The organism is Sphingomonas sp. BE123 (assembly GCF_031456015.1).
In the GTDB taxonomy this organism is placed as follows: domain Bacteria; phylum Pseudomonadota; class Alphaproteobacteria; order Sphingomonadales; family Sphingomonadaceae; genus Sphingomonas.
Map to the genome: position 1 here is coordinate 821,607 of NZ_JAVDTW010000002.1, position 26,435 is coordinate 848,041.

The 26,435-nt window shown below is 66.9% G+C and carries 27 protein-coding genes; 14 read left to right on the top strand and 13 right to left on the bottom strand.

Annotated features, from left to right (window positions below):
* Positions 1 to 32: 32 nt before the first annotated feature.
* Positions 33 to 1,136, bottom strand: a complete 1,104-nt coding sequence (gene dnaN, locus J2Y54_RS12100) for a DNA polymerase III subunit beta (protein WP_310039978.1) — start codon at positions 1,134 to 1,136, stop codon at positions 33 to 35.
* 147 nt (positions 1,137 to 1,283) lie between these two features.
* Positions 1,284 to 1,940 carry a porin family protein gene (locus J2Y54_RS12105; RefSeq protein WP_310039980.1) on the bottom strand — a complete coding sequence of 219 codons (657 nt, stop codon included), beginning with the start codon at positions 1,938 to 1,940 and terminating at the stop codon, positions 1,284 to 1,286.
* Positions 1,941 to 2,063: 123 nt separating this feature from the next.
* Here J2Y54_RS12105 and J2Y54_RS12110 point away from each other — a divergent pair, with 123 nt between their 5' ends.
* Together J2Y54_RS12110 and J2Y54_RS12115 are read left to right on the top strand one after the other, a co-directional pair.
* Positions 2,064 to 2,699 (top strand): histidine phosphatase family protein, encoded by a 636-nt coding sequence (locus J2Y54_RS12110; RefSeq protein WP_310039982.1) that lies wholly within the window; start codon positions 2,064 to 2,066, stop codon positions 2,697 to 2,699.
* Positions 2,696 to 3,163 (top strand): hypothetical protein, encoded by a 468-nt coding sequence (locus tag J2Y54_RS12115; RefSeq protein WP_310039983.1) that lies wholly within the window; start codon positions 2,696 to 2,698, stop codon positions 3,161 to 3,163. Before J2Y54_RS12110 ends, J2Y54_RS12115 begins: the two co-directional genes overlap by 4 nt.
* Positions 3,164 to 3,185: 22 nt before the next feature.
* On the opposite strand, the gene J2Y54_RS12120 is transcribed toward J2Y54_RS12115, so the two are convergent.
* Positions 3,186 to 3,584, bottom strand: a complete 399-nt coding sequence (locus J2Y54_RS12120; protein WP_310039986.1) for a DUF4168 domain-containing protein — start codon at positions 3,582 to 3,584, stop codon at positions 3,186 to 3,188.
* A 211-nt stretch (positions 3,585 to 3,795) separates the two neighbouring features.
* Between J2Y54_RS12120 and rlmN the strand changes: the two genes are divergently transcribed.
* Both rlmN and J2Y54_RS12130 read left to right on the top strand, forming a co-directional pair.
* Complete coding sequence (gene rlmN, locus J2Y54_RS12125; RefSeq protein WP_405052929.1) at positions 3,796 to 4,980, top strand: 23S rRNA (adenine(2503)-C(2))-methyltransferase RlmN; 1,185 nt, start codon at positions 3,796 to 3,798, stop codon at positions 4,978 to 4,980.
* A gap of 144 nt (positions 4,981 to 5,124) precedes the next feature.
* Positions 5,125 to 5,583 carry an outer membrane beta-barrel protein gene (locus J2Y54_RS12130; protein WP_310039989.1) on the top strand — a complete coding sequence of 153 codons (459 nt, stop codon included), beginning with the start codon at positions 5,125 to 5,127 and terminating at the stop codon, positions 5,581 to 5,583.
* A 58-nt stretch (positions 5,584 to 5,641) separates the two neighbouring features.
* Here J2Y54_RS12130 and J2Y54_RS12135 read toward each other — a convergent pair whose 3' ends face one another.
* Both J2Y54_RS12135 and J2Y54_RS12140 read right to left on the bottom strand, forming a co-directional pair.
* Positions 5,642 to 6,478, bottom strand: a complete 837-nt coding sequence (locus tag J2Y54_RS12135) for a PhzF family phenazine biosynthesis protein (RefSeq protein ID WP_310039991.1) — start codon at positions 6,476 to 6,478, stop codon at positions 5,642 to 5,644.
* 73 nt (positions 6,479 to 6,551) lie between these two features.
* Positions 6,552 to 6,941, bottom strand: coding sequence for a CZB domain-containing protein (locus J2Y54_RS12140; protein WP_310039992.1), 390 nt, complete (start codon positions 6,939 to 6,941; stop codon positions 6,552 to 6,554).
* A 144-nt stretch (positions 6,942 to 7,085) separates the two neighbouring features.
* Between J2Y54_RS12140 and J2Y54_RS12145 the strand changes: the two genes are divergently transcribed.
* Genes J2Y54_RS12145 through J2Y54_RS12160 form a run of 4 tightly spaced genes read left to right on the top strand, consistent with a single transcriptional unit; the run spans position 7,086 to position 10,594 of the window.
* Entirely contained in the window at positions 7,086 to 7,841 is a 756-nt protein-coding gene (locus J2Y54_RS12145) for a sulfite exporter TauE/SafE family protein (protein WP_310039994.1), read from the top strand.
* Complete coding sequence (locus J2Y54_RS12150; RefSeq protein ID WP_310039995.1) at positions 7,834 to 8,562, top strand: cytochrome b/b6 domain-containing protein; 729 nt, start codon at positions 7,834 to 7,836, stop codon at positions 8,560 to 8,562. Before J2Y54_RS12145 ends, J2Y54_RS12150 begins: the two co-directional genes overlap by 8 nt.
* Entirely contained in the window at positions 8,559 to 9,308 is a 750-nt protein-coding gene (locus J2Y54_RS12155) for a molybdopterin-binding protein (protein ID WP_310039996.1), read from the top strand. The genes J2Y54_RS12150 and J2Y54_RS12155 overlap by 4 nt, the downstream gene beginning before the upstream one ends.
* A gap of 59 nt (positions 9,309 to 9,367) precedes the next feature.
* Complete coding sequence (locus J2Y54_RS12160; protein WP_310039997.1) at positions 9,368 to 10,594, top strand: cyclopropane-fatty-acyl-phospholipid synthase family protein; 1,227 nt, start codon at positions 9,368 to 9,370, stop codon at positions 10,592 to 10,594.
* Positions 10,595 to 10,606: 12 nt separating this feature from the next.
* On the opposite strand, the gene J2Y54_RS12165 is transcribed toward J2Y54_RS12160, so the two are convergent.
* From J2Y54_RS12165 to J2Y54_RS12180, 4 genes are all read right to left on the bottom strand, one after another.
* Positions 10,607 to 11,713, bottom strand: coding sequence for an acyltransferase (locus tag J2Y54_RS12165; protein ID WP_310039998.1), 1,107 nt, complete (start codon positions 11,711 to 11,713; stop codon positions 10,607 to 10,609).
* 71 nt (positions 11,714 to 11,784) lie between these two features.
* Positions 11,785 to 12,123: a hypothetical protein gene (locus tag J2Y54_RS12170; RefSeq protein ID WP_310040000.1), complete on the bottom strand. Its 339-nt coding sequence runs from the start codon at positions 12,121 to 12,123 to the stop codon at positions 11,785 to 11,787.
* Entirely contained in the window at positions 12,120 to 12,800 is a 681-nt protein-coding gene (locus tag J2Y54_RS12175; RefSeq protein WP_310040001.1) for a CDP-alcohol phosphatidyltransferase family protein, read from the bottom strand. Before J2Y54_RS12175 ends, J2Y54_RS12170 begins: the two co-directional genes overlap by 4 nt.
* Before the next feature lie 88 nt (positions 12,801 to 12,888).
* A complete protein-coding gene (locus tag J2Y54_RS12180; RefSeq protein ID WP_310040003.1) occupies positions 12,889 to 13,311 on the bottom strand; it encodes a DUF1801 domain-containing protein in 423 nt (140 codons plus the stop codon).
* Between the two features lie 48 nt (positions 13,312 to 13,359).
* On the opposite strand from J2Y54_RS12180, the gene J2Y54_RS12185 reads away from it, so the two are divergent.
* The 6 genes from J2Y54_RS12185 (at position 13,360) to J2Y54_RS12210 (ending at position 21,923) form a co-directional block, all read left to right on the top strand.
* Positions 13,360 to 14,688: an MATE family efflux transporter gene (locus tag J2Y54_RS12185; RefSeq protein ID WP_310040005.1), complete on the top strand. Its 1,329-nt coding sequence runs from the start codon at positions 13,360 to 13,362 to the stop codon at positions 14,686 to 14,688.
* Between the two features lie 33 nt (positions 14,689 to 14,721).
* The gene (locus J2Y54_RS12190; RefSeq protein WP_310040006.1) at positions 14,722 to 15,939 is read left to right on the top strand and encodes an argininosuccinate synthase; all 1,218 of its coding nucleotides are present in this window, start codon (positions 14,722 to 14,724) and stop codon (positions 15,937 to 15,939) included.
* A gap of 110 nt (positions 15,940 to 16,049) precedes the next feature.
* Positions 16,050 to 16,973 (top strand): hypothetical protein, encoded by a 924-nt coding sequence (locus J2Y54_RS12195; RefSeq protein ID WP_310040008.1) that lies wholly within the window; start codon positions 16,050 to 16,052, stop codon positions 16,971 to 16,973.
* Between the two features lie 51 nt (positions 16,974 to 17,024).
* Positions 17,025 to 18,683, top strand: a complete 1,659-nt coding sequence (locus J2Y54_RS12200; RefSeq protein WP_310040010.1) for a hypothetical protein — start codon at positions 17,025 to 17,027, stop codon at positions 18,681 to 18,683.
* Positions 18,680 to 20,212, top strand: coding sequence for a hypothetical protein (locus tag J2Y54_RS12205; RefSeq protein ID WP_310040011.1), 1,533 nt, complete (start codon positions 18,680 to 18,682; stop codon positions 20,210 to 20,212). The genes J2Y54_RS12200 and J2Y54_RS12205 overlap by 4 nt, the downstream gene beginning before the upstream one ends.
* Before the next feature lie 10 nt (positions 20,213 to 20,222).
* The gene (locus J2Y54_RS12210) at positions 20,223 to 21,923 is read left to right on the top strand and encodes a hypothetical protein (RefSeq protein ID WP_310040013.1); all 1,701 of its coding nucleotides are present in this window, start codon (positions 20,223 to 20,225) and stop codon (positions 21,921 to 21,923) included.
* Here J2Y54_RS12210 and J2Y54_RS12215 read toward each other — a convergent pair.
* The 4 genes from J2Y54_RS12215 to sseA are packed head-to-tail and all read right to left on the bottom strand — an operon-like array spanning position 21,920 to position 26,429.
* Entirely contained in the window at positions 21,920 to 23,056 is a 1,137-nt protein-coding gene (locus tag J2Y54_RS12215) for a GNAT family N-acetyltransferase (protein WP_310040014.1), read from the bottom strand. The genes J2Y54_RS12210 and J2Y54_RS12215 overlap by 4 nt on opposite strands.
* Before the next feature lie 9 nt (positions 23,057 to 23,065).
* Entirely contained in the window at positions 23,066 to 24,406 is a 1,341-nt protein-coding gene (locus J2Y54_RS12220) for a mechanosensitive ion channel domain-containing protein (RefSeq protein WP_310040016.1), read from the bottom strand.
* Positions 24,403 to 25,596, bottom strand: coding sequence for a cystathionine beta-lyase (gene metC, locus J2Y54_RS12225; RefSeq protein ID WP_310040018.1), 1,194 nt, complete (start codon positions 25,594 to 25,596; stop codon positions 24,403 to 24,405). Before metC ends, J2Y54_RS12220 begins: the two co-directional genes overlap by 4 nt.
* Complete coding sequence (gene sseA, locus J2Y54_RS12230) at positions 25,593 to 26,429, bottom strand: 3-mercaptopyruvate sulfurtransferase (RefSeq protein WP_310040019.1); 837 nt, start codon at positions 26,427 to 26,429, stop codon at positions 25,593 to 25,595. Before sseA ends, metC begins: the two co-directional genes overlap by 4 nt.
* Positions 26,430 to 26,435 lie beyond the last annotated feature (6 nt).

Sequence of the window (26,435 nt, forward strand, 5' to 3'; positions counted from 1 at the left end):
GGGAAGGCGCGCAGCGCGCCTTCCCGGTCCGGTCAGACGCGCATCGGCATCAGCACGTACAGCGCGGGCGACTTGTCATGCTCGCGGATCAGCGTCGGCGCGGCGGCGTCGGCGAGATGCACTTCGACCAGATCGCTTTCGATCTGGCCAAGAATGTCCATCAGATAGCGCGAGTTGAACCCGATTTCGAACGGCTGCGCGGCATATTCGCCCGGAACATCCTCGGCGGCCGTGCCATTGTCCGGGCTGGTGACCGACAGGGTGATGCGGTCGCGGTCAAGCGCCATCTTCACCGCGCGGGTCTTTTCGGTCGCGATGGTCGAGACGCGGTCGACACCCTGCATGAAGCTGCGCGGGTCGATCTTGAGGATCTTGTCGTTCCCGGTCGGGATGACGCGGCTGTAATCGGGGAAGGTGCCGTCGATCAGCTTCGAGGTCAGGATCGCGGTGCCGAGATCGAAGCGAATCTTCGAACCCGACAGCGAGACGCCGACCGAACCGTCGACCTCGTCGAGCAGCTTGCGCAATTCGGCCACGCATTTGCGCGGGACGATCACGTCGGGCATGTTCTGCGCACCTTCCGGCCGCGCCACGGTCACGCGGGCCAGGCGATGCCCGTCGGTCGCCGCGGCGCGCAGCTGATCGTCGGTGACATGCAGGAAGATGCCGTTGAGATAGTAGCGCGTCTCTTCGGTCGAGATCGCGAAGCGGGTCTTGTCGATGATCTGCTTGAGCGTTTCGGCGGGCAGTTCGAACACGGTGGGCAGTTCACCCTCCGCGATCACCGGGAAATCGTCGCGCGGGAGCGTGCCGAGCTCGAACTTGGCGCGGCCGGCATGAACCTTGATCTTGCCCTCCGCCGCCGACAGTTCGACCTGAGCGCCCTCGGGCAGCTTGCGGGCGATGTCGAACAATGTGTGCGCCGGCACCGTGATCGCGCCCGCCTGATCGACCGCAGCGGGCACGGTTTCGTCGATCTGCAGGTCAAGGTCGGTCGCCATCAGCCGCAGCGACCCTTCGGGCGACGCCTCGATCAATACGTTCGACAGGATCGGAATGGTGTTACGCCGTTCGACCACGGACTGGACGTGGCTAAGGCCCCGAAGAAGCGTGGCGCGTTCAATCGTCGCTTTCATGTGTGTTCAAAACCCCCGGGCGGCCGCCCAAATTCAACTGACGGCGGGTGGATTGCCGTCGGAAGTTCAAGCTATCCTTAACGCGAAAAAGGGCCGGAGCAAGCGGCTCCGACCCTTCGCGTCATTCATTTGTGGACGGCTGGCCGCTCAGAAGCGGAAGCCGACGCCCACCGCGATCTGGTGACGATCGGTGTCGATGTCGAAATCCTCGGTGATGGCGCCGTTGCTGTATTCGAAATTCGCGTTCGAATAGTTCGAGTAGCGATATTCGAGCTTGGCATAGCTGTTGGTGCCGATGGCCTGCTCGACACCCGCGCCGAGGCGCCAGCCGTCGAGCTCGAAGTTCTGACGCAGTTCTGTCTCGCCATCACTGGCCAGAACGTTCAGGCGGGCATTGGTGTAGCCGCCCTTGGCATAGACCAGCGTGCTGGGCGAAGCGAGCACACCAGCGCGCAGGCCGACATAGATGTCGCGACCCGCACCGACTTCACCAAAGCCGAAGAAGTTGGGATCGGTCGAGCGGGCTTCGACCTTGCCGGTCGAATCCGACAGCTCGGCCTCGACACCGACAACCGCGCCGCCGACGCCGATGTCGTAACCGAGCTCGACGCCGTACAGGAAACCGTCGACATTCTGGTCGTCGCCATCGATGTCGCTGTCCTCGCTGCTGCCCGGACGGACGATGTCATAGCCGCCGACGACGCCGGCGCGCAGGCCGGTGAAGGTCGGATCGGTGTCCTGGGCAAAGGCCGGGGCCGCGATCATGGTCGACGCGACCAGCGCGGCGGCGATTGCATTACGCATAGAAAACTCCTTTTACTCAACCCGTATGCGGGTCGGGGCGTAAATGGCGCTGCGCCGCACAAGTTGCATGAACGCACGATAAACACGGAAAACCGTTGCTTTCGTGCCACAGGAGGATCAGCCATGCTGCCGATGCGCAAGGGACGGGATTTTATCGCGCGGCATGGCGAAACGGTGTTCAATGCCGCGCGCCGGTTACAGGGCGACCATCCGCATACCCCGCTGACGCGGGCCGGCTTTGCCCAGGCGAATGAAATGGGCGCGGCGCTGGCGGCGTTGCTGGGCGAGGCGCCGGCGATCACATTATGGGCATCGAACACCGGTCGCGCGCTGCAGACGCTGGCGGTGATCGCCGAGCATCTGGCGCTGGACTGGCACGCCGCGCAGCATGATCCGCGCCTGACCGAAATCGGCATGGGCAGCTGGGGCGGGCGCTATTACGCCGATCTGCTCGACGGGCCGCTGCCGGTGATTGCCCCGACCGGGTTGCTGCATCCGGCGCCCGATGGCGAACATTATCCCGAGATCGCTGCGCGCGTATCCGCCTGGCTGGCCGATACCGCAGACGATGCCGGGGATCGCCTGGTGATCATGCACGGGATTTCCAGCCGCGTGCTGCGCGGGATCATGACCGGCGAGCCGGAGCACCCCGAATTCGGAGCCCCGATCGCCCCCGGCCTGCCGCAGGGGTCGGTGGTGATGATCGAGAACGGCGTCGAGACCGTCGTGCATCTGGGCAGCGGGCGGGCGCCGGCGTGATCGCGCTGTTAGTGGCGGCGGCCATTGCCGGGCAGGGAATCGAGCGCACATCGCTCGGGGTGTTCAATGGCTGGGGCGCGTTTCGCGATGCGGCACCGGCACGCTGCTATGCCATTGCCCAGCCGGTGCGCGGGGGCGGCGAGGCCTTTGCGAGCATCGCCAACTGGCCGCGCGCGGGCGCGCGCAACCAGGTGCATGTGCGGTTGAGCCGGACCCGCGACCCGCGCGCAAAGGTCACGCTGGCCATTGGCGAACGGCGGTTCGACCTGATCGCCGGTCCGCGCGACGCCTGGTCGCCCGATGCCCGCACCGACCGCGCGATTGTCGCGGCGATCCGATCGAGCCGCGCGATGAGCGTCGAAACGGTCGGACGCGATGGCCGCGCCTTTGCCGATACCTATGCGCTGGCCGGTGCGGCGACGGCGATCGACGCCGCCGCCATGGGGTGCGCGCGCCGGCGCTAGGGCCGGCGGCGCCGCGATGCGGTTATTGCGACTGCATCGGAGTGGGGCTGGCGGCCGGGCTCGGTGCCGCTGCCGGGGTGCCGTCGCGTACGGCAATGATTGCCGCCTGAACCTTTTCACGCACCATCGGGTCGGTCTGCGCGAGCCCGGCGATCTCGTTGAACCGCGCCGTGTCGAGGCCGGTCGCAGTCACCGCTTCGGTCATCTTGGCCGGTTTGTCGGCGGCGGGGACGGCGGGGTCCTTTGACACCGCGTCCGACGCAAGCGCGGCCTTCGCGAACATCGTCAGTTCGGCGTCGGTGATTGCGGTCGCGGCGCCGTCGCTTGCCGTTGCGGGCGGGGCCGCCGGGGCAGTCTGGGCAAGGGCCGGGGCGGCGACGAGCGCGCTGGTGGCGAGGGCAAGGAGACGCAATTTAACCATGGGAATACTCCTGAAACAATGAACCTTGTCCGTTCGACGGACGAGAGCCCCCCAAGGTTCCGGCGTCAGCGACGGATCGCAACCGCGCGTCGGCGGGCCGTGGCTGGGGTGGGGCAGGGCGGGCATGGAAATCGCCGCCGGATTGGTGTATGGCGTCGCGATGCAGACAGTTTCGGTGCCGCCCGCGCCCGGCGACGGGCCCCTCGGCCGCATGCCCATTCCCGGCCATATCGACCCTGTGCCCGTGCCGCGCAGCCTGAAGCCGCGCGCCGACGGGCGCATCGACCTGCTCGGCCTGTCGCGCGCGGATCTGCGCATGGCGCTGGAGACGGCGCAGCTGGAGCCGAAACAGGCCAAGCTGCGCGCAAAGCAGCTGTGGCACTGGATCTACAATCGTGGCGTCACCGATTTTTCGCTGATGACCGACATTTCGAAGGCGATGCAGCCATGGCTGGCGCAGCGCTTCGTCATCTCGCGGCCGGAGGTTGTCGAGGCGCAGGTGTCGACCGACGGCACGCGCAAATGGCTGCTGCGGTCGGATGACGGGCAGGATTACGAGATGGTGTTCATCCCCGACGCGGATCGGGGAACGCTGTGCGTGTCGAGCCAGGTGGGGTGCACGCTCAACTGCCGGTTCTGCCACACCGGGACGATGCGGCTGGTGCGCAATCTGGAGCCGGCGGAAATCGTCGGGCAGGTGATGCTGGCGCGCGATGCGCTGGGCGAAGGGCCGAGCCAGCCCGAGGGGCGGATGCTGACCAACATCGTCATGATGGGGATGGGTGAGCCGCTCTATAATTTCGACAATGTCCGCGATTCGCTCAAGATCGTGATGGATGGCGACGGGCTGGCGCTGAGCAAGCGCCGCATCACGCTGTCGACCAGCGGCGTCGTGCCGATGATGGCGCGCGCGGGGGAGGAGATCGGGGTCAACCTCGCCGTGTCGCTCCACGCGGTGACCAAGGAGGTGCGCGACGAGATCGTGCCGCTCAACCGCAAGTTCGGGATCGAGGAGCTGCTGCAGGCGTGCGCCGACTATCCGGGCGCGAACAATGCCCGGCGCATCACGTTCGAATATGTGATGCTGAAGGACAAGAATGACAGCGACGCCGATGCGCGCGAGCTGGTGCGGCTGATCAAGCAGTACAAGCTGCCGGCCAAGGTCAATCTGATCCCGTTCAACCCCTGGCCCGGCGCGCCGTACGAATGTTCGACGCCCGAGCGGATCCGGGCGTTTCAGGAGATCGTGTTCGGAGCGGGCATTTCGGCGCCGGCACGCACGCCGCGCGGTCGCGACATCGACGCGGCATGCGGTCAGCTCAAGACCGCGGCGGAGAAGAAGAGCCGCGCCGAACTGGACCGTCTGGCGGAAGAGAAGCAGGCAGCGCTCGACTGAGACTGTGACACTTTAGTCACGGTATTTGTGCAATGTTGCAGAATTGCACCGTGCTGCTGTTGTAAGGCACCGCCCTCAAGGTTAATTGCGGAGTCGCAACAACAGGTTGCGATAACGAAAACAGCAATCAGCTTGGGGACTAACATGCGCAAGATCGCACTTTTTGCGGCGCTCGCCGCTGCCACCGTCGCAACGCCGGCGTTCGCCCAGTCGACCGGCGAAGGCCGCGTCGAGGTTCGTGGCGGCGTTGCCTGGGCCGATGGCGCCGAGGAAGCATTCGCTGGCGTCGCTGCCGGCTATGACTATGACGTGACCGAGACCGCGTTCTTCGGCGTCGAAGCGGGTGCGGACAAGGTTCTGGCCGGTGGCGCCGACGTGTTCTTCACGCTGGGCGCGCGCGCCGGTGCGAAGATCGGCGATGCAGGCCGCCTTTACGTGCTCGGCGGCTACGGCTTCGCCGATGGTGATGACGGTGCGTTCGCCGGTGCCGGCTATCAGCACGCGCTGGGCGAGAAGCTGTTCGCCAAGGTCGAATATCGCCGCACCCTGGTTGCGGGTCCGGACGTGAACTTCGCCGGCGTCGGCGTCGGCATCCGGTTCTGATCGAACCGATCCGAACGGAAGGACGAAAGGGCGGTCGGCAACGGCCGCCCTTTCTGATTCAGGCGAGCGTGGCGCCGCACGCGACGGTAGCGGTGCGACCGCCGATCCAGACATGGCCGTCGGCATCGATCCGCGCCGCGACCCGCCCGTCGCAGCCGGTCCGCTGGCCCTGTGCGGCATGGTAGCGGTCGGTCGCGAGACCTGCGCCGAACAGATATTGCGCGGCGGCGGCATTGAGGCTGCCGGTCACCGGATCCTCGACCAGCCGGCCATTGCCGTCGGCAAAGAAGGCGCGCAGCTCGAACGCCACCGGATGCCCTTCGGGATGCGGGCCGACCAGCCCGATTTCGGTGCCGACCGGCGCGCGGGCGGGGGCTTCGACGGCGAGCACGTCGGCCGCCGAGCGGAGCCGCAGCAGCTGCCAGCCGGGGCCGTTATCGGCATGGACCGCATCGACGATGCTGGCGGGCGCGACGTTGACCCGTTGCGCCGCAGTGTCGCGCTCGGCTGCAGTGAGCGGACCCGAGCGGCGCAGCGGCGGGGCACGAAAGGCGAGCGCGCCATGGTCGCGCGCGATCGGGACGAGGCCCGCTCCGCATTGCTGGACGATCCGGTCAGCGTTGCGCGCTACCCCGCCCGCAGCAAGCCAGGCATGGCAGGTGCCGAGCGTCGGATGGCCGGCAAAGGGCAGCTCGCCTGCCGGGTAGAAGATGCGCACGCAATAGTCGGCCGCCGGATCGGTCGCTGGCACGAGAAAGGTGGTTTCGGAAAAGCCGAGCCAGCGGGTCAGCGCAAGCATCGCGCTCGCGTCCATCCCGCCGGCATCGCGCACGACGGCGAGCGGGTTACCGGTGTTGCCGTCGGCCCCGAACACATCGATCAGATCAAGCTTCATGCCGCGCTCCTTGCTTCAGCCCGGCGGAGTGGACCGCGATGCGGGCCGGCGCAAGGGGCGGCGTGCCGGCAGTTCAGGCCGCTTCGGACAGCGCCTGAAGCTCCCCCTTCCACTTGGTCAGCGCGCGGATCAGCGTGGCGGAGCGTTCGGTATACTCGCCTTCGAGCAGCGCGCGGGCGCCGGTCTGGTCGCCGCGCTTGACGCGGTCGAGCACGGTGCCGGCGCATTGATGGAATTCGGCATGGAGGCGCCGGATGACCTGATAGGGCTTGCCCTGGCGGGTGACCGGGTCGATGTCCGGGCCGTGCAGCCACACGCCAAAGCGGCACAGATCGTCGCGGCAGACCAGCGCCGGCTCGTCATCGCTGCGGCCGGTCGTAACCGCGGTGCTGAGCTTCAGCTTCCACGCGCCATGCGCCCCGATTGCCGCCTGCACCTGCGCCAGCAGATCCCGTCCGTCCATCAATCCCAGTTCCTTATCGTTGATTGTGAAGCCTATTTTAGGCGGCGCAGTGGCGACCGGGCCGAGCGCGAAACAAATCAGCTACTCAAAGCGGATGCGGTGCCCGGTCTTTGCATTTGCGCCGGCCCCGCCTAGGGCCGCCGGATGGACTGGCCCGCTTTGCTCCTTGCCCTGTTCGCCGGCACCGTCGGTGGCGTGATGAACGGGCTGGCGGGCGGCGGCACCTTTGCCACGCTGCCGGCCCTGATCGCGCTTGGGCTCCCCGCCAATCTTGCCAATGCGACGTCCAATGTCGCGCTGCTGCCCGGGGCAGCGGCGAGCGCCTGGGGGTTTCGCGACGAACTGGGGCCGGTGGCGGGATTGTCGGTCGTGCTGCTGGCGGCGATCACCTTTGTCGCCGGGCTGGCGGGCAGCCTGTTGCTGGTGCTCACCCCGACCGACACGTTCGATGTCCTGATCCCGTGGCTGCTGCTGTTCGCCTTTGTGGTGATGGCGTTCGGGCGACGTGCGGCGGACTGGTTGCATGCGCGCGTGACCATCGGGCGGCGCACGCTGATCGGGGCGCAGGGGCTGCTCGGCATCTATGGCGGTTATTTCGGCGGCGGCGTGGGGCTGATGACCACGGCGACCTATGGCCTGCTTGCCAATATCGAGCCGCGCGCGCTGTTCGCGATCCGCACGCTGATGCTGGCGGTGGCGAACCTGGCTGCGGCGTTCGTGTTCATCGGCTTTGCCATGGTGGTGTGGAGCGCGTGCGTGCCGATGCTGGCGGGCGCGATCCTGGGCGGATTTGGCGGCGCGGCGATCGGCAAGCGGCTGTCGCCGCGCGTCGTGCGCGGTTGGACGCTGCTGGTCACGGCGGGGACCACTATGGTATTCTTTGCCCGTGCCTATGGATAAGCCCGCGCCCGTGATTCGCCGCCATGCGCTGGCGACGCGATTGTGGCATTGGGTGACGGCGATCAGCGTGATCATCCTGCTCGGCAGCGGGCTGATGATCCTCAACGCGCACGGCCAGCTCTACTGGGGCGAATATGGCGCGAATTACGACCAGCCCTGGTTCAAGCTGATCTGGTTCTTCGACACTGCGCGCGTGCCGGGCTGGCTCACGATCCCGTCGACCTACAATCTGGCGCTGGCGCGGCGCTGGCATCTGTTCTTCGCGCTGGTGCTGGCCTTTGCGCTGCTCGCCTACATGATCGTCAGCCTGATCAACCGGCATTTCCAGCGCGACCTGCGCATCCGGCGCAGCGAATTGGCGCGCGGGCATCTGCTGGCCGATCTGAGGTCGCATCTCGCGCTGCGCTTTCACGACCCGGACAATCCGCGCGCGTACAATATCTTTCAGAAGATCAGCTATGCGGGCGTCATCTTCGTGCTGCTGCCGCTGGTGATCTTTACGGGCCTTGCGATGTCGCCGGGGATGAATGCGGCGTGGCCGTGGCTGACCGATATTTTCGGCGGGCGGCAAAGTGCGCGCTCGATCCATTTCATCGTCGCGATGCTGCTGGCGCTGTTCATCATCGTTCATCTGGCGCTGGTCATTCTGGCCGGGCCGCTCAACGAGTTGCGGTCGATGCTGACCGGCAAATGGCGCGTGCCGCGCGCGGAGGACGCATGACGCTCATCACGCGCCGCAATCTGATCGTGGCGGGGGCGGGCAGCCTGCTCGCCGGCTGCGACCGTGTCGGCAAGAGCGAAGCCGGGCGCGACATCCTGTTCAAGGCGGAGGCGGTGCACCGGAGCCTGCAGCGTGTCATCACCAACCGCAACGCGCTCGCCCGCGAATTCTCTCCCGACGATCTGTCGCCGCGCTTTCGCGCCAATGGCACGCGCAGCCCGCGTACGCCGGAATATATGGCGCTGGCGGCGAACCGCTTTTCCGACTGGCGGTTGCGCGTCGACGGACTGGTGGCGCGTCCGCTGAGCCTGTCGCTCGCCGATTTGCGCGCGATGCCGCAGCGGGCGCAGATTACGCGGCATGACTGCGTCGAGGGGTGGAGCGCGATCGGCAAGTGGCAGGGGCCGAAGCTGTCGGCCATTCTCGATGCGGCGGGGCTGCGCGACAGTGCGCGATACCTGGTGTTCCACTGCGCCGACAGCCTGCGCGGCGGCGCCTATTATGAATCGATCGACCTGATCGACGCCTTCCATCCCCAGACGATCCTGGCCTGGGCGATGAACGACCGCATCCTGCCGATCGCGCATGGCGCACCGGTGCGACTGCGGGTCGAGCGCCAGCTGGGCTACAAGCACGCCAAATATGTGATGCGGGTCGAGGCGGTGGTATCGCTTGAGGGGATCGGGCGCGGCAAGGGCGGCTATTGGGAAGATGTCGCCGATTATGAATGGTATGCCGGCATTTAACGGCAGTTGTTCAGGTCTTCGCACTTGCGAAAGGATTTCCAGCCGCTAGCCTCTGCCGCATGGCGCTGATCGACCATTTCTTCACCCGTGCGGTGAAGCGCGGCGAGCTGACCGTGATCCATGCGGATGGCAGCGCGCGCAGTTTCGGGACGCCCGATCCGGAGCTTGCGCCGGTAACGCTCCGCTTGGTCGATCCCGCGGTCGCGCGACGGATCCTGACCGACCCGGCATTGGGCGCCGCCGAAAGCTTCATGGACGGACGGCTGGTGATCGAGCGTGGCGACATTCTCGCGCTGCTGCGCCTCGTCACCGCAAACAACAAATGGGAGGATGCGACCGGCAACCTGATGCCGGGCGCGTTCAAGCGCGCGATCGACAATGTCCGCTTCCGGCTCGACCGGGTGAACATGGCGCGGCGATCGAAGCGCAACGTCGCGCATCATTACGACCTGTCGGCGCGGCTTTACGACCTGTTCCTCGATGCCGACCGGCAATATTCGATGGCGTATTTCACCGACCCGGCGAACGGACTGGAACAGGCGCAGCTGGACAAGAAGGCGCATATCGCCGCGAAGCTTGCGATCCGGCCGGGCATGACGGTGCTCGACATCGGGTGCGGCTGGGGCGGGATGGCGCTGTACCTGCACCAGAAAACCGGGGCCGAGGTGCTGGGCGTGACGCTGAGCGAGGAGCAGCTCAAGATCGCGCGCGAGCGCGCCGCCGCTGCCGGGGTCGCGGGCAAGGTGCGGTTCGAGCTGATCGATTATCGCCACGTGACCGGGCAGTTCGACCGGATCGTGTCGGTCGGGATGTTCGAGCATGTCGGCCCGGCGCATTATCGGACCTTCTTTGCCAAATGCCGTGAGCTGCTGACGCCCGAAGGCGTGATGCTGCTGCACACGATCGGGCGCGCCGGCGGGCCGGGTGTCACCGACGCCTTCACCGCAAAATATATTTTTCCCGGCGGCTATATCCCGGCGCTGTCGGAGATTGTGCGCGGGCATGAAGGGTTGCGGTTCTTCATGACGGATGTTGAGGTGCTGCGGCTGCATTATGCCTATACGCTGCAGCATTGGTATGATCGCGCGGTGGCGGCGCGCGACCAGATCGTCGCGCTGTACGACCAGCGCTTCTTCAACATGTGGACCTATTATCTCGCCGGCTCGCTGGTGAGTTTCGAACATGGCGGGCTGGTCAATTACCAGCTGCAATATAGCCGGTCGCGCACGGCGCTGCCGATCACGCGGGATTACATGGCAGTGGAGGAAGCGCGGCTGCGCGGCTGACCGGTGCGGCGTTCAGCCTGCCGGTTGCGACGCCGGTGCCAGCGGGGATGCGCGCCGGGCGGCGCTCCGCTGGTCCCACCAGGTCACGATCCGCACCCGCATCGGCCGTTCGAACCAGAGATGTGCCGCGATGCTCGCCGCGATGGTGACCGCAAGATAGCCGAAATAGGCGCCGGGAATACCGGAGACGCCGAGCGCGTCGTAGAAGATCGAAAAGGGGGCGTGGAGCAAATAGAGCGCATAGCTCGCCTCGCCCAGCAGCACCGCGGTGCGATGCTGCGTGACCCGCGCGAGCGGGCCCGACGCGCTGGCAAGTACCGCGATCAGCAGGGCGAAGCCGGGCAGCAGCAGGACTTCGGCAATCCGGCCGTCAAGATCGTGGATCAGCAGCGCAATCGCGCCGATACTGGCCAGTGCAGACAGCGCCAGGACCGCCGGCGTCGTGACCGGGCGCCCGTCGCGGACGATCAGCTGGGTCAGGAACATGCCGAGCAGGAATTCGGGAAGCCGCAATGCCGGATTGCGCCACAGATCGCCCACGCCATAGGGGGTGTGGTCATCCAGCAGGATCCCGGTGGCGACCAGCACAGCCCATAACGCGGCCATGGCTGCCACGATTGCGCCGCGCGCGCGCACCCGCGCCACCAGCGGCAGCAGAAGCGGGAATGCGAGATAGAAGAACAACTCGGTCGACACCGACCAGCTGGGATAGTTGAGCGCGCCGATCGGCGGATACCATGACTGGAGCAGTGACAATTGCGCAGCGAGAGTCACGCCCGAATAGCCCGCGCCGGCGATCAACCCGTATTTGGCGATGCGGAACAGGGCGAGGCGGGGCAGGTCGATCAGCAGCGACAGCGCGAACATCGGGTAGATGCGGGCGATGCGGGCGACCAGGAAACGGGTGACCGCGGCGCGACTGTCAAACCGCCGGTAGACGAACATCAGGATGAAGCCCGACAGCATGAAGAACAGCGTCACCGCGCTGTAGCCAAGCTTGGTCAGGTCGATGCCGAAGCCGCTACGCCCGGCCTGGGGCATCGTATGGTAAAGCACGACCCAGAAAGCAGCGACGAAGCGCAGGCTCGTCAGAGACTCAAGTTTAACGCGCCCGACCATGTCATCCCCCGCCAGTCGAGGGCCGCTATAGGAAAGTCACCGATGGCAGGCAATTCGTTGTGACGCCGTACTTATTCGCCGCCGGACGCGTCCGGCGCGGTCTGCAGATGGCGGTTCAGTTCCGCCGGCGTCACCCGCCCGTCACCATTCTTGTCCGCCGCCGCGAACCAGGCGTCGGCGGCGGCCCAGTCGCTGCGCGGGGCGCGGATCGCGGGGCGCGGGGCGCTCGCCTTGGTCGACTGGCGCGCGGCGGCATAGGTCGCCTCGGCGCTGGCCTCGAAATCGAAGCGCGCACGGACCTCGTCCCGCTCGATGCTGCCGTCCTCATTGAGGTCGAGATCGGCGAAGCGCTGCGCTGCACGGTCCGACGGCTGGGCCTGAAGCAGCAGCAGGGCGAGCACCGCGATCATGGGCGCCGTTCCAGCGCCGCCAGCCGCCGGCCGGTGGCGAGCGTCTGACCGAGGAACAGCAGGATCAGGATCGCGCCGATGCTGCCCACGAACAGGTCGAAGCCGGAAATCACCCCGAACAGCCCGCGGTCCGGCCCGAGCACCATCATCATCACCGTCATCGCGATCAGCATCAGCCGCAATTCGGTCGGCCCGGCAGCGAGATAGGACAGGCGCAGCTCACCGACGACGCGCGCCGAGAGGAAGGCGTGGATCGACATCAGAAGGTACCCCGCGAGCGCGATCATCGCGACGTCCATCGTGACGAAGGGGCTGAGCCCGATCCCCGCGACGATCAGCAGGTTGGCGAGGCCGTCGCAGCTATGATCGATGAAATAGCCATAGGACGGACGTTCGATGCGGCGCCAGCGCGCGAGGCTCCCGTCGAGCGAGTCGCCAAACCATTGTACCGCATAGCCGACGATAGAGAGGGTGAGCCAGGCGACGCCCCAATTGCTGGCAACATAGCCGAGGAACACCATCACCGCGCCGATCATGCCGATCGCCGTCAGGATGTCGGGCGTGATTGCGCGCGGCATATGGGCGCACAGCCAGTTGAGGATACGGCGTTCGCCGGCGGCCAGCCAGTTTTGCTGGACTCGCTCAAGGGCAGGAGGCGCCTGTCGCAGATCTGTCATAAACCCCTATCGCGCATGCGCGGGCATGGGGCAATGGCGTGATTCGACGGAGTGCGTCCCGTTTCAGCCAGTCCGAGCGGTGCCGTGCTCAGTGGCGCGGATATTTGCGGTCCATGGCGGCCAGCGTATCGGCGGCGATCTCCTCAAGCACCGCCATGTCCACATCGGCCAGCTGCTTCACGTAGAGGCACGATTTGCCCGTCTTGTGCTTGCCCAGCCGCGCGAGCTTGTCCGCTTCGCCCGGTGCGTCGGTGAGGATGTAGAGCACAAGCTCCGCCTTGCGCGGCGAAAAGCCGAGGCGGCACATCTCGCCTGTGCGACCACTGTCGTAGCGATAGTGATAGCTGCCAAATCCGATGATCGACGGTCCCCACATTTTCGCAGGCTCGCCGGTGAGTCGCTCCAGCATCGCACAGACGACCTTCGCGTCGTCGCGGCGGACTGGGTTTTCGACCGCGTCGATAAAGGCGGGGACACTGACGGGGGTGGGCTTGGTCTTGGTCTCGGCCATGGCACGACCTCGCTGGATTTTCGTCAAGTCTAGCCGCACAGGGCGGCGATGCAATCGGCCCCGCTCACCCGTCGTTCGATCCTGGCGCAAGCCTGGCCGATCATGCTGGGGCAGACGACGGTGCCGCTGGTGGGGCTGGTCGATACCGCCGTGATCGGCTGGACCGGCGATGCCGCCGCGCTGGCCGGGGTGGCGCTGGGGACGGCGATCATCAGCTTTATCTTCTGGGCGTTCGGGTTCCTGCGCATGGGCATGACCGGCTTGACCGCGCAGGCGCATGGGCGGGGCGCACGGGACGAGGTGGATTCGCTCCTGCTGCGCGGGGTCGTGGCGGGGCTGGGGATCGGGGCGGTACTGGTGGCGTTGCAGCTGCTACTGGTCCCGGCGGCGTTCGCACTGCTCGCCGGGGGCGGCGCGCTCGACGCGGCAGCGCGGGAGTTTGTGACGGCGCGCTTCGTCGGTGCGCCCGCCGCGCTGGCATTCTATGCGATCAACGGCTGGCTCTACGGCCTTGGCCGCACGCGCGAGACGCTGGCGCTGCAGATCCTGGTGAACCTCGTCAACGCCGGTCTGGACATGCTGTTCGTGTGGCAGCTTGGCATGGGCGCGCGGGGCGTGGGGCTAGGGACTGCGATTGCCGAATGGGTCGGGCTGATTGCTGGCCTGGTGCTGGTGGTGCGCATCGCCGGGCCGCGTGCCCTGCTGGGGCAGCGCGCTGGCTTTTTCGAGCATGCGGCGTGGCGGCGGCTGTTCGCGGTCAATGCCGACATCATGGTGCGCACCGTAGCGCTGCTGGCGCTGTTCCTGTGGCTGGCCAATGCCGGGGCGCGACTGGGGACCGTACAGCTCGCTGCCAACCATGTGCTGATGCAGCTGGTGAGCATCTTTGCCTTTGTGCTCGACGGCTTCGCCTTCACCGCCGAGTCGCGGGTGGGGCAGGCAGTGGGACGAGGATCGCGGAGCGACCTGAAGCGCGCGATCTGCCTGACCGGGGAGTTCTCCGTCGGCTTCGGCCTGTTCGCGACGCTGGCGGCGCTGATCTTTGGCGGCGCGCTGATCGACCTGCTGACCAGCAACGCCGCGGTGCGGGAGGCGGCGCGCGCAGTGCTGCCGCTCGCCGCGCTGGCCGCGATCGTTGGCGTCCCGGCCTGGCTGCTCGACGGGGTGTTCATCGGCGCGACGCAGGGGCGGGCGCTGCGCAACGCCGCGATCCTGGCGACGGCGCTCTACATCGCGACCGACCTGTTGCTGCGCCCGTTCGGTGCCACGGGACTGTGGCTGGCGCTGCTGGCGAGCTATGGGTTTCGCGCCGGGCTGCTCGTCATCCAGCTGCCGCGGCTGTTCGCCGGTGTTGCGGAAGCGGCCCCCCGGACGTAGAGCGCCCGCAAATTGCGTTCAGGAGCTGAAGACATGGCCGACAAGATCAATCGCGTGGTGCTTGCCTATTCGGGCGGCCTCGACACCAGCGTGATCCTGAAATGGCTGCAGCAGGAATATCAGTGCGAGGTCGTGACCTTCACCGCCGACCTGGGGCAGGGCGAAGAGCTGGAGCCCGCGCGGCAAAAGGCGCTGAACGCCGGGGTGAAGCCCGAGCATATCTATATCGACGATCTGCGCGAGGAGTTCGTCCGCGACTTCGTGTTCCCGATGATGCGCGCCAATGCGCTGTATGAGGGGCTGTATCTGCTCGGCACGTCGATCGCGCGGCCGCTGATCAGCAAGCGCCTGATCGAGATCGCCAAGGAAGTCGGCGCCGACGCGGTCAGCCATGGCGCGACCGGCAAGGGCAATGACCAGGTCCGTTTCGAACTGTCGGCCTATGCGCTGAACCCGGACATCAAGGTGATCGCGCCGTGGCGCGAATGGGATCTGACCAGCCGCACCAAGCTGATCGAGTTCGCCGAGCAGCACCAGATTGCGGTGAGCAAGGACAAGCGCGGCGAAGCGCCCTTCTCGACCGACGCGAACCTGTTGCACACCTCGTCCGAGGGCAAGGTGCTCGAGGATCCGTGGGACGAGACGCCCGATTACGTCTATTCGCGCACGGTGAACCCGGAGGACGCGCCGGACACGCCCGAATATATCACGATCGATTTCGAGAAGGGCGACGGCATCGCGCTGAACGGCGTGGCGATGTCGCCCGCGACGCTACTGGCGGCGCTCAACGATCTGGGGCGCAAGCATGGCATCGGCCGGCTCGACCTGGTCGAGAACCGCTTCGTCGGCATGAAGTCGCGCGGCATGTACGAAACGCCGGGCGGCACCATCTATCACCTCGCGCATCGCGGGATCGAAAGCATCACGCTCGACCGCGGCGCCGCGCATCTGAAGGACGAATGGGCGCCGCGCTATGCCGAGATGATCTATAACGGCTTCTGGTTCGCGCCGGAGCGCGAGATGATGCAGGCCGCGATCGACTATTCGCAGCAAAAGGTCGCCGGGACCGTGCGGCTTAAGCTCTATAAGGGCGGTGTCTATGTTGTCGGTCGCAAGTCGCCGTACTCGCTCTACAGCGAAAAGGTCGTGACGTTCGAGGACGACCAGGGCGCCTATGACCAGCGCGACGCTGCGGGGTTCATCAAGCTCAACGCGCTGCGCTTGCGGCTGCTCGGGCGGCGGGGCCAGTAAATCGCGAATGGACCGGGCGCTGAAGCATTCGGTCCATAGCGGAGATGTCAGAAGACACCTGGCACGAAACAGTCGATTATCGATGCGCTACTTTTTAAAAGGGGGCATCGATGCGATTTTTATTTGGCTGCCTGCTGATTGGCGTCGCGACGCCAGCGTCGGCTCAACTTTCGGAGAAGCTGGCTGACCGGGTGGTCCCCGCGTCGGTCGAGGGGACCCAACTCACGCTCGCCTTCCAGCTCGCGCCGGCACTCGGCAAGAAACAGCCTTTTTCCGAAACCGAAGACCTGGTCGACGAGAGTTCCAGCGATTTGTCGCTGGGCGTGTCGATCCCGCTGTCAAACCGAACACGGTTCAACGTCACGCCGGGACTAGCTTACTCCCCGCAGCTGTTCGACGATGGCGATCCCAAGTCGAGCGCGTATTTGAGCGCCCGACTGCAAACCCAATTCGGCGTCGGTCCCGGGCCGACCGAGAAACTGCGTGACCAGATCACGGGCTTTGTCGGCTACAAATATGCGCGCGGACATCGCGATTTCCTTGGCGACTATGTCAGCACCGACCATAGTTTCAGCATCGGCGCAACATATCAGAATGCCCTGTGGCTCTATTGCACGACATCGGACTGCAAGCCGGACGCGGCCGGCAATCCGGGGGGCAAGATGGGGCTGGCGTTGGATCTCTCGCCGAGCCTGTCCTATGTCGGTTCGCCGACGGTTGGCCGACGGCGCTGGGCGCCGGGCGTGGTGCTGAAAGCATCGATTCCGACGCGGTTCGGGTTCACCCCTTATGCATCGGCTGGCTATGAGCATCGTGCCTATACCGATGCGCTGGTTGCCCCCGCGACGAAGCGGAATGACGACCGGCTGACGCTGGACGCCGGCATTGCGGTGAAGCTCAAGGGAGACGCCACGACCGACATCAAGCTGGCCGTGGCGGGACGTTTTCAGCAGAACTGGTCCAATCTGGCCGGAGAATCCTTTGACCGCTTTTACTTCGTACCGAGCATCACCTTCGAGACGCGATTGCGCTGATTGTTAACCATGATGGGATAGCGCGCTCGCATGGGCGCGGCGCGATCCGGCATGTGGCGTGACAATGCGATGGCGGCAGCGCTGGCGCTGCTGCTTGCCGCCGTGTGGGCGTGGCGGGACTGGGCGGCGCTGGCGGCGTTGCGACTGCCCGATACCGATGATGTGATGCGGTTGCAGCAGATTCGCGACTGGCTGGGTGGCCAGGGGTTTGGCGATCTGGCGCAGCATCGGCTGGGCGCGGCGGGGCTGGAGATGCACTGGTCGCGGCTGCCCGATCTGGTGCCCGGAGCGATCATCGCGCTGTTGACCCCGGTGACGGGCGCACGCGCGGCGGAGCTGGTCGCGGTGATCCTGTGGCCGCCGCTGTTGTTCGCGGCCGCGCTGATGCTGGTCGCGGCGATAGCGCGACAGGTTCGGGCTTCGGCTCCGGTGGCGGTGATCATCGCGGCACTGGCCTATCCGGCGAGCGCGCTGTTCCTGCCCGGGCGGATCGACCATCACGGGCTGCAGCTGGTGTTGCTGCTGATTCTCGTTCGCGCCGTGATCGGCCCCGGAGGGTGGCGTAGCGGTGCAGCGGCGGGTGCGGCGAGCGTCGCGTCGCTGGTGGTGGGGATGGAAACCGCGCCATTTCTTGCGCTTGGCGGCGGAGTGCTGGTGCTGCGCTGGGTCGCGGACGGGGCCGGGGAACGGCTCCGCTTGCTTGGCTATGGTGCCTCGCTTGTCGTCGGGCTGGCGCTGGCGGCATTGCTGTTTCGGACGAGCGGGTGGGGTGTCGCGACCTGCGATGCGTTTGCCGCACCCTTGTGGCGCGCGGCGCAGGTGGCGGCGGTTGCGCCGCTCGCGCTCGCATTGGTCGCGCGCGGCATTGCGACGGCGCGCGCACGGTTGATCGCCGCGCTTGTGGTGGGCGGTGCTTCGGGCGTCGCCGCGCTTGCGCTCTCGCCCGCCTGCCTGTCGCCCTATGGCGGCGTCGATCCGCTGCTGGAGCGGCTGTGGCTGGGGCGGGTGGCTGAGGCGCAGCCGCTGTTTGGCGCGCCGCTGGATCATGCGATCGGCTACGTCGGACTGGCGCTGGCCGGGCTTGCCGCGACGCTGTGGCAGTGGCGGCGGACGCGCGACATGGGCTGGGCGGTGCTGGCCGCGTTTCAGCTCGCCGCGCTTGCGCTCGCGCTGGTGCAGTTGCGCGGCATCTATGTCGGGACGCTGCTCGCCCCGCCGGGCCTCGCGGCGCTGATCGGGCATGCGCGGGAGCGGGGGGCATTGCCGCTGGCGGCGGCGTGGATCGTGTCGGCTGGGTTCGTCTATCCGGCGCTGGGCAGCCTGGTCGCGCAGCCGCAGCCTCATGCGACGTGTGATGGCGGGGCGGTGCTGGCGCAGCTTGCGGCGCAGCCCGCCGGGACGGTGGCCGCGCCGATCGATCTTGGCGCTTATGCCCTGGCGGAGACGCGGCACCGCGTGCTTGCCGCGCCCTATCATCGCAACGCGCAGGGCAATCTGGCGGTCTATCGCTTGATCGACCTGCCGGTGGACGCGGCGCGGGCGGAGGCGCAGCGGTTGCGGGTCGACCTGATCGCGACTTGCGGCGGGGCGTGGGACGAGCTCGGCGCGCCGCCCGCCGGATCGCTGCGCACCGCGTTGCGGGCCGGGACGCCGCCGGACTGGATGACCCCGGTTGCGCCGGGGGCGAGCGTCTATCGGGTGGCGCGATGAGCGGTCGCTGGTGGGAAAGCCGGTGGTTCCTTGCCGCCGCGATGTTGCTCGCGGCACTACCGTTGCTGTGGCCCGCCGTGCCGCCGCTGACCGACCTGCCCGGCCATATCGGGCGCTATCGCGTGATGCTGGGCGACGAAGCGGCGCTGTTCGCAGGCTATTACAGCTTCGAATGGCGGCTGGTCGGCAATCTGGGGGTGGACCTGCTGGTCGCCGCGCTGGCGCCGCTGATCGGGCTGGAGCCGGCGGTCAAGCTGATCGTGCTGGCAATCCCGGTGCTGACCACCGGGGCGCTGCTGTGGCTCAGTCGCGAGCTGACCGGGCGGGTGAGCCCATGGACGTTGTTCGCGCTGCCGCTGGCGTACAGCTATCCGTTTCAGTTCGGGTTCGTGAATTACTGCCTCGCCATGGCGCTGGCGCTGGGCGGCTGGGCCTTGTGGTTGCGGCTGGGGCGGTTGCAGCAGGTCGGATTGCGCGCCGCGATCTTCGTGCCGTTCGGGCTGGTCGTGTGGAGCTGCCATGCGATGGGCTGGGCGATGCTGGGGCTGTTCGTGTTCGCGGGCGAATGGGCCGCGCGGGCGAGGGGCCGGTCGGTGGTTCGTGCAGCTGTTGATGCGGGCATCGCGTCGCTCCCGCTGGCCCCGCCGGTCCTGGCAATGCTCGTCTGGCGGGGCGGCGGTGCCCCGGCTGAGACCGGGCGATTCTTCGATCTTGTCGCCAAGCTCAAAGGGCTGGGGAGTGTGCTGCGCGACCGGTGGATCTGGCTCGACCTGCCCGCATTGGTCGTGATCGTGCTGGCGGTCTATGCCGGGATCCGGGGGCAGGCGGGGCGGTTCGCGCCGGAGGCGGCCGCTGCTGCCGGCCTGACTGCACTCGCCTTTCTGCTGCTGCCCTTCACGCTGCTCGGCTCGGCCTATGCCGATTTGCGCCTGCTCCCCTTCGCCTTTGCCGTGGCGCTGGCCGGGCTGGCGCCAAAGGAGGGCGCGCCGATCCGGGCCATTGCGTTGGCGGGCCTCGCCTTTTTCCTGCTCCGCACGCTCGGCACGACGGCAAGCTTTGCGGTTTACGATGCCGATTGGCGGCGTGAGCTGGCGGCGCTCGATCATGTGCCGCGCGGCGCGCGCGTGTTCGCATTGGTAGGCGACAGCTGCGACCAGCCTTGGGCGCATAGCCGCCGCACGCATCTTCCCGCCTTTGCCACGGCGCGGCGCGGGGCGTTCGCCAATGACCAATGGCGGATGGAGGGGGCGCCATTGCTGCGCGTTTTGCTGCCGCTCGGGTATTTTTCGCATGATCCGTCGCAGATTTCGGTGGCGCAGGCGTGTCCGCACGACCCCAACCTGCTGCCACGCGACCGCGCGCTTGCAGCGTTCCCGCGAAGCGCATTCACCCATGTCTGGCTGATCGACGCGCCGGCGGCTTCGCCAGCGTTGCGCGGCCTGACCCCCGTCTGGAAACAGGACGGTTCGGCGCTCTATGCGATCGATCGTTCGGCAAGCCGCTTGCCCGCAGGTGCTGCGGCGCAGTAAAGGCGGTCGGATGCAAGGGGGATCCGAAAGCCTGCACTGGTGGCAGACGCGCTGGTTTGTGCTGTTCGCGGCGTTCGCGGCGGCGATCCCGCTGCTATGGCCGGACATCCCACCCCAGGTCGATCTGCCCGGCCATATGGCGCGCTATCGCGTGCAGCTGAGCCACGAACAGGTTCCGTGGCTGCGCGACTGGTATAATTTCGAGTGGAGCCTGATCGGCAATCTCGGGCTCGATCTGCTGATCATCCCGCTCGAACCGATCTTCGGGCTGGAGCTGGCGGTCAAGCTGATCGTGATCACGATCCCGGTGCTGACCGTCACCGGACTGTTGTGGATCGCGCGCGAGGTGCATGGCCGCATCCCCGCGACCGCGCTGTTCGCGCTGCCGCTTGCCTATAATTACGCGTTCCATTTCGGCTTTGCGAACTTCGCGCTCTCGATGGCGCTGGCGCTCAATGCCTTTGCGCTGTGGCTGCGACTGGCGCGGCTGGGGCGGATCCGGCTGCGTGCGCTGCTGTTCGTGCCGATCGGCTTGGTGATCTGGGTCACCCATACGTTCGGGTGGGGCACGCTGGGCGTGATGTGCTTTGCCGCGGAGCTGATCCGGCAGCACGACCTGCGCGGTCCGCGCACCGGCCGCTGGCAGACCGACCTGATCCAGAGCTGGATCGCCCCGGCATTCCGCGCCGGCCTTCACTGTCTGGTGCTGGTCCCCGCCGCGATCCTGATGCTGATGTGGCGCAGCGCGGGCGATGTCAGCGGCGTGACCGGCGACTGGTTCAACTGGCGCGCCAAGATCTGGTGGGTGATGATGGTGCTGCGCGACCGGTGGCAGCTGTTCGACATCGCCTGTGTCGGTGTGCTGTACCTGATCCTGTTCAAGGGCGTGCGCGACCCCAATATCGAATATTCCCGCCATCTGGGCATTTCCGCGCTGTTCCTGATTGCGGTGTTCATCCTGCTGCCGCGCGTGGTGTTCGGGTCGGCCTATGCCGATATGCGGCTTGCCCCCTATATGCTGGCGATTGCCGTGATCGCGTTGCGGCCCAAGCCCGGCATGACGATCCGCGGGGCGAGCGTGCTGGCGATGGCGGGGCTCGCATTCTTCCTCGTCCGCATGGGCACGACGACGTACAGCAACTATCTCTACGACAAGTCCTATGACCGCGAACTGGCGGCGCTGGAGCATGTGCCCGAAGGCGCACGGCTGCTGAGCTTTGTCGGCGAGACTTGCTACAACGAGTGGACGATGACGCGGCTGCAGCACCTGCCGGGCATGGCGATGGTGCGGCGGCTGGCCTATACCAACGACCAATGGTCGATGGCGGGAGGGCAGTTGCTCACCGTGCGCTACAAGCAGGCGCGCGGGTTCAGCCATGACCCGTCGCAGATCGTCACCGACACCAAATGCCCGCGCGAATGGTGGCGCCCCGTGGCGGTCAGCCTCGCGCGCTTCCCGCGCCATGCCTATGACTATCTCTGGGTGATCAGCCCGCCGCCTTATGACAAAAGGCTTGAGGCCGGGTTGATCCCGGTCTGGCGCGACGGCAGCAGCGCGCTGTTCAAGATCGACCATGGCCGCCCGGCCGCGACGCTGAACCCGGAGGATCTGGGGCCCTATCGCAGCCAGATCCGCAAGGTCCGCGAATTCCTCGAGCGCGACAAGAAGAAGCAGCTGGAGGCGTGGGAAGAGGCGCAGAAAGAGGCTTAACCGCCGCGTTTGAACGGGGCGAGCTCGCCCAGATAGTCCTGTTCCTGCGCAACCGCCTCCCGCTCGCGCGCCAGATAATCGGCAATCGCGCGCCGGAAACCGGGGTCGGGGATGTAGTGCGCCGACCAGGTGGTGACGGGGACATAGCCGCGCGCGAGCTTGTGCTCGCCCTGTGCGCCCGCTTCGACCCGCGCCAGGCCGCGCGCGATCGCGGCGTCGATCGCCTGATAATAGCAGAGTTCAAAATGCAGATAGGGCACGTCCTCGACGCAGCCCCAATAGCGACCATAGAGCGTATCCGCGCCGATCAGGTTGAGCGCACCCGCGATCGGTTGCCCGTCACGCTCGGCCAGCATCAGCAGCACCCGCTCGCCCATCGCTTCGCCGAGTAGCGAGAAGAAGCTGCGGGTGAGATAGGGCCGGCCCCATTTGCGGCTGCCAGTGTCCTGGTAGAACACCCAGAAGGCGTCCCAATGCGCTTCGCTGATCTCCGCGCCGGTCAGGTGCCGGATCGTCAGCCCTTCGACCGCGCGTTCGCGCTCCTTGCGGATCGCCTTGCGCTTGCGTGACGACAGGTCGGACAGGAAGGCGTCGAAATCGGCGTAATCGCGATTGTGCCAGTGGAATTGCGTGCCCGCGCGGATCAGCCAGCCGGCCTGTTCGAACAGCGGCAGTTGGGCTTGGTCGACAAAGGTGGCATGCGCGGACGACAGCCGGTTGTTGTCGGTCAGCGCCTCGATCCCCGCGATCAGCGTCGGTGCCAGCGCCGGATCGCGCAGCAACAGGCGCGGGCCGGGGACGGGGGTGAAGGGCGCCGCGACCTGTATCTTGGGGTAATAGCGCCCGCCCGCGCGCTCATAGGCGTCCGCCCAGGCGTGATCGAACACATATTCGCCCTGGCTGTGGCTCTTGGCATAGGCTGGGGCGATTGCGGCGGGGGTGCCGTTTTCATCTTCGATCACGATCGGGAGCGCTTGCCAGCCAGTCGCCGGTCCGACCGACCCCGATGCTTCCAGCGCGGCGAGGAAGGCGTGGCTCAGAAACGGGTTGGCGCTGCCCGCGCACGCATCCCATAGCGTCGCCGGGATCGACGCGACTCCTTCGGCGATACGGGCTGAAATGGGTTCCGGCACGCGCGGTATTTAGGGAGCGTCTTCGAGTCCGCCAACCTGCGTATCGCTGCGCACGCCCGCGACGCTGCCGATGCGGTCGCCCTTGCTGCTGCGGAAGTGGAGCACTTGTTGCGGGAACGGAATTTCGATGCCGTGATCCTGAAACTTGACCCACAGGCGATTGAGCACGTCGCTCTTCACATTGCCGACGCCGCCTTCGGGATCGCTGATCCAGGCGAGGATTTCATGCTCCAGCGCATAGTCGCCGAACGAGGTCAGCCAGACATTGGGGCGCGGCGATTCGAGCACGCGCGGGCTTTCCAGCGCGGCTTCGAGCATTAGTTGCTGGGCCAGCTTGACGTCGGATTCATAAGCGATGCCGACCGGGATGCGGACGCGGACATTGCGGTCGGAGAAGGACCAGTTCTCCACCTCCTGCGTCATCAGATTCTCGTTGGGAATCAGATGTTCCTTGCCATCGCGGGTGATGACGCTGACCGCGCGCACGCCGATCTTGTTGACCCAGCCGAAACTGTCGCCGACGACGATCACGTCGCCCGGCTTGATCGAGCGATCCATCAGCAGGATGATGCCGGCGATCAGGTTACCGACCGTCTTTTGCAGGCCGAAACCGACCGCGAGGCCCATCGCGCCCGAAAAGACCGCGAAGCTGGTCAGGTCGATCCCCAGCAGGTCGATGCCGAAGAAGAACACGACCACGATGACGGCAATGCTCGCCAGCTTCTGCACCAGCAGCTTCTGGGTGGCGTCGAACCCGCGCGCCTGCGCGATCGAATGGGCGATGACCCGATTGGCGAGCCGCGCGGCGGCATAAAGCGCGATGGCGGTGATCAGGATCGTGACCACGGCGAGCAGCGAGATGCGGCGCGTGCCGACATCCATGCCGATCCGGTCGAGCGTGCCGGTAATGACGTTGAACCCGCCGATCGCGTGGCTGAGCAGCGCGGCGAAGATGACCGCTGCCACCGCCCAGGCACTCCAGCGCGGCATATGCAGCCCGCGCATCAGCGCAAGGACCGTCATCGCGCTGGCCGAGGCGAGCGCAAAGCCGAGCCCGGCGCCAGCGAGCGGCCCCCAGGGCCAGCCATTGAGGAGGATGGCGAGCAGCAAGGCGGCGCTGCCATGCCGCACCAGCGCGTGCATGCGCGCCGCCAGCCCCTCGACATGATTGCCCACCCGCTCCTGCCAGAATGCGGCGATACGCGGGGCGAGCCGCCGGCCCGCAAGCCAGCCGAGCGCAAGCGCGCACACCGCCAGCGCGGCGGCGATCCCGCCCTCGAGCAGCTGGGCGTTATCGGGCACACGGATGCCGTTTGCGGCAAGCCATTGCGCGAGGGGCGGCAGGATCATGCAGCTGCCCGGAACCGGTCGAGCCCGGCGGCGAGGTCGGCGATCAGGTCGGCGGGATCCTCCAGCCCGATCTGCAGGCGCACGGCCAGCCCTTCCGCTTCCCAGCGCGTCACGCTGCGATGGCGCTGCGGGTCGACCGGGATTGCCAAGCTTTCGAACCCGCCCCAGCTATAGCCGATGCCGAACAGGTCGAGCCCGTCGATCAGCGCGGCGCGCGACGCCTCGGTCCCGCCATTCAGGACGAAGCTGAACAGTCCGGATGCGCCCTTGAAGTCGCGCGCGAACAGGTCGTGGCCGGGGCAGGAGGGAAGCGCGGGGTGGAGGACGCGCGCAACCTCGGGCCGTGCTTCCAGCCAGCGCGCGATCTCCAGCGCCGCCGCGCCGTGATGCTTCAGCCGCACCGCCATGGTGCGCAGGCCGCGCGAGCCGAGCCAGGCATCGTCGGGGCTGGCGGTCTGGCCCAGCGCGAAGCTGGTGGCGCGGAGCTTTTCCCAATGCGACGGCGCGGCGGTGACGCTGCCCAGCATCACATCGCTATGGCCGACGATATATTTGGTGCAGGCGAGGATCGACAGGTCGACGCCCAGTTCGATGACCGGGAACAGCAAAGGCGTGGCCCAGGTATTGTCGATCAGCGTGGTGATCCCGCGCGCTTTCGCCGCCGCGACGATGGCGGGTACGTCCTGCACCTCGAAGGTCAGGCTGCCGGGGCTTTCCATGAAGATGGCGCGGGTCCGCTCGCCGATCAGCCCGGCGATTTCGCCGCCGACCATCGGATCGTAGAAGCGCGTCGTCACCCCGAAGCGCGCGAGAAAGCCGGTCGCGAAGCTGCGCGTCGGATCATAGGCGCTGTCCGGCAGGAGCAGCTCGTCGCCTGGCGACAGCACGCTGAGCAGCGCGGCGGACACGGCGGCGACGCCTGAGGGGTAGAGGAAGGTCGCCTCGGCCCCCGGCTCGAGGCTGGTCAGCGCGTCGGCGAGGCTCCATTGTGTCGGGGTGCCGCGACGGCCATAGAAGAGCCGATGGTGCGTGTCGCGCCCGCCCGCGGCGCGCATCTCTGCCACGGTGTCATAGAGGATGGTCGAGGCACGCCAGACCGGTGGACTGACAATCCCCTGCGTCCATTCGGGCCGACGCCCTGCGCCGACGACCTTCGTGCCATTACCCTTGCTGTCGTCCGTGCCGCTCATGCAGCTCCCTTTGCCTTGGGCGTGTCGGGGTCTGCGCCCCATTCGCTCCAGCTACCGTCATAGAGTGCGGCATGATGCCCCAGCAGGTGCAGCGCAAACGCTGGTACCGCCGCCGTGATCCCCGAACCGCAGGTGGTGATGACCGGACGCTCGACCGCAATCCCCTCCGCCTCGAACAGCGCGCGCAGGGTGGCGACATGCTTCCACGTGCCGTCGGCGTTGAAGAATTCGGAATAGGGCAGGTTGGCGCTGCCCGGGATGTGCCCCGGCTCGACGCCCGGACGCGGCTCCGGCTCGCTACCGGCAAAGCGCGTGGCCGAACGTGCGTCGATGAGTTGCTCGGCGCGGCTGTCGAGGTTGGCACGGACCTGACCGATGCTGCGGACCCCGGCGGGGTCGAGACTTGCGGTCAGGGCGCGTGGCGCCGGAGCGACGGAGCCGGTTTCGATCGCATGCCCCTCGGCCCGCCATTTGGCGAAGCCGCCGTCGAGGATCGCGGTGGCGATGCCGAAGCTGCGGAACATCCACCAGGCGCGCGCCGCCGTGTGATGCGGGGCATTGTCGTAAAGGATGATCCGGTCGCCATCGCCGACGCCCAGCGCGCCGACCTGCGCGGCGAACTGCTCCGCCGATGGCAGCATCGTTGGCAGCGGGCTGGCGCGGTCGGCGATGGCGTTGATGTCGAAAAAGGCTGCTCCCGGGATGTGCGCCGCTGCGAACTCCGCCATGGCGTCGCGCGGCTCGCCGGGCAGGAACCAGGTCGCGTCGAGGATGCGCAGGTCCGCGTCGCCGAGATGGTCGGCAAGCCATTGCGTCGAAACGAGTGAGTCCATGGTGCC